The following is a 2,607-nucleotide window of genomic DNA, read 5'->3' as shown; positions in this document are numbered from 1 at the left end:
CGAAACGCGCTTACAAAGCGTTTAAGACAGCAAAAAACGTCAAATTGACAAGGGAGAATTTGAATGCTAGCTACTACGGGGTTTCTTTGCCTTTTTTCCTGCTTAGTAAATTTCTTAAACACTTGCGGTGTAGGTTAGTTGCAAGTTAAAAGCAGCTAAATCGCTCTTAATCAAGCGTTTTAGAATAAAAAAAACGCCGATATTTTAGTACATAGTAAATAGCCAACCACCATGGGGCTTCTTTTGCCTTTTTTTTCATTTGGTAAATTTCTTAAACATTTATAGTTGCAATTTAAGAGCCCGTAAAGGGTGTCATTCCAGTACCCCTGTGATGTATTCCAGTGCTTGACACTGGAATACAGTTTTCCATATAATCTCATCGAAAATGTTGTAACCACTTTCCATGCTAGTTTGCTTGTTCACAAGCAAACTTTTCTGGATCCCAGTGTCTGGGCACTGGGATGACAAGAGAAGGTACTAGCCTGACACCCTGACAACCGTCATCCCGCTGCTTGTTAGGGCAAAGAGGGAAATGCTTGAATTTACTAGTTTCCGGACAACCTCTTAAATCTGTCTGTTCCGCAACTTCAGTGAATACAGTTGAATACTCCCTAAAACTGATCGTCATAACTTTACCCTACTTTGAATAATATTTTGATCATTACATATTGTAACAAAAAAAAATCAACTCATTTCTTCTAACGGCTCTATATTAAAGATAGAAAGTCCAGAAGCAATGACGTGTGCTAAGGCTTGGACAAGTTGCAGCGGTGAGATCTTTCTTATATTTTTAATTGTGTAATCTTCTGTGTTTGTAAATGTTTTTTCTATACCCCACTGCAGTAATAAGTACTTTACGTTCTGAATGATTTATGATGTAAATTATACGGTAGTTGCTAACCCTTATCCTATATTGCCCTCTAAAGCTATGACATAAAGGCTTTCCTAGATTAAAAGGGTCAACTGTAAGGCGTTTCTTTATGGCCTCCTGAACCATTAATTTAATCTTTGCCGGAAGAGCTGGAATTTCTTTTTCAATAACATTTTTTAAGAATTTTATAGTGTAAGTTTTATTTCCAGATGTTTTCATCATCCTCTACTTCTTCTTCACCTTCAGAGAGGCGATCGTCAGCTATTTTGGATAGCTCTACATCTTCTTCGAACTCTTCTTCCACTAAATCTACTAAAACTTCAGGAATAGTTTTATTTTGAGTCTCTGCCATTTCTGTAAGATACTGAGCCAATTTACTGTCAAAACTTACATTAACATTGAGCTTTTTTTGACTGTGAGCCATATATTAACCAGAAAATACTACTATAAACTATAACATTTTTACTTAATTTTGTCAACTTCTCTATTCGTTGAAAAAACAATCTTGCATAAAAAAATCAACTCATCTCTTCCAAAGGCTCTATATTGAAGATAGAAAGTCCAGAAGCGATGACGTGTGCTAAGGCCTGCACGAGAAACATTCTTGCAGCGGTGAGGTTTAAGTTGTCTTCCAGTAAGAAACGCATGTTTAAATCACTCTTGCCATACCCCCATAAAACGTGAAACGCTTCTGCAACTTCAAGTAAGTAGAAAGTAATTCTGTGTGGCTCACAAAGCCTTGCTGCAATTTCTACCACATCTGGCCACTTTGCTAAGGTTTTTATGAGGAAGAGCTCTCCACCTGTCCTTAAAAGTGAAGGATCTGCTGTTGGGAGCTCTTTTGGAGCATTACGCATTACGAATGAGCACGAGCATGCGCATATTGCACGTAAAAAATAGGGTTGTCTTTTGACTGTTCTTTAACTTTAGCAAAATCAAAGTCCAAGACCATATCATTCTTGCGTGTTAGCATTATAAAACGAGTTATGTCCCTGCCAACTTCTTCCACTACATCTCTTGCTGTTAGGAAGTTTCCTGATCTTTTGGACATCTTAACAGGTTTGCCGTTCTCGAAAAAATTCACAATATTATGCAGTTTTACCTCTATTTTTGCTTGATCATCACTGAGCGCAGAGACGACTGCTTTGAGTCTTTTGACATAACCGCCGTGGTCACTACCAAGCTCTACGATCATATTGTTAAAACCACGCGATATCTTATCAAAATGGTAAGCGATATCCGAGGCAAAATAAGTCCAACTGCCGTCCTCTTTCTTCAATGCACGGTCAACGTCATCACCAAATTTTGTAGAGCGAAATAGCATCTCTTTTCTGGAAGTCCAATTTTCGCTTTCTTTGCCTTTTGGTTTCTCCAGGTACCCTTCATACACTAGACCCTTGTCAGACAATATCTTTATACTCTCTTCAATTTTGCCACTGTTTTGTAGCTCATACTCTGAAGTAAAAACATCATGATTTACTCCAAGTAAGTTCATGTCTTCCTTTATGATTTCTAAGATAGAACTTAAAGTATAGTCTCTAATCACTTGATTATCTTGCTTTTCTAGAAGCTCTGCGCCATATTTTTTGGCCAGCCCAGTCCCTATTGGTTTTAAATATTCACCTGGGTATAAACCTTTTTCGATGCTGATTTTTTCTCCCAGAGCTTCCTTATACCGCAAATATACTGACCGAATTAGCGTATCTATCTGCGCTCCAGCATCATTAATATAGTAT

General features: G+C 37.6%; 3 protein-coding genes and 1 pseudogene. All 4 read right to left on the bottom strand.

Annotation, left to right across the window (positions count from 1 at the left end):
- Nucleotides 1-406: 406 nt before the first annotated feature.
- Nucleotides 407-628: a hypothetical protein gene (locus WG67_RS06880; RefSeq protein ID WP_070356810.1), complete on the bottom strand. Its 222-nt coding sequence runs from the start codon at nt 626-628 to the stop codon at nt 407-409.
- Between the two features lie 162 nt (nt 629-790).
- Entirely contained in the window at nt 791-1,090 is a 300-nt protein-coding gene (locus tag WG67_RS01760; RefSeq protein ID WP_010962566.1) for a type II toxin-antitoxin system RelE family toxin, read from the bottom strand.
- On the bottom strand, nt 1,071-1,295 hold the full coding sequence (locus WG67_RS01755) for a hypothetical protein (RefSeq protein WP_010962565.1): 225 nt from the start codon (nt 1,293-1,295) through the stop codon (nt 1,071-1,073). Before WG67_RS01755 ends, WG67_RS01760 begins: the two co-directional genes overlap by 20 nt.
- Nucleotides 1,296-1,389: 94 nt before the next feature.
- Nucleotides 1,390-2,607: pseudogene (locus WG67_RS01750) on the bottom strand (DALR anticodon-binding domain-containing protein); the annotation flags it as partial.

Source organism: Wolbachia endosymbiont of Drosophila incompta, from assembly GCF_001758565.1.
Classification (GTDB): domain Bacteria; phylum Pseudomonadota; class Alphaproteobacteria; order Rickettsiales; family Anaplasmataceae; genus Wolbachia; species Wolbachia pipientis.
The sequence above is the reverse complement of the archived record's forward strand: the minus strand, read 5'-3'. Positions and strand labels throughout refer to the sequence as shown.

Coding starts and splice junctions, on each gene's coding strand:
- WG67_RS06880 (WP_070356810.1), bottom strand. CDS start 628: ATGACGATCAGTTTTAGGGAGTATTCAACTGTATTCACTGAAGTTGCG.
- WG67_RS01760 (WP_010962566.1), bottom strand. CDS start 1,090: ATGAAAACATCTGGAAATAAAACTTACACTATAAAATTCTTAAAAAAT.
- WG67_RS01755 (WP_010962565.1), bottom strand. CDS start 1,295: ATGGCTCACAGTCAAAAAAAGCTCAATGTTAATGTAAGTTTTGACAGT.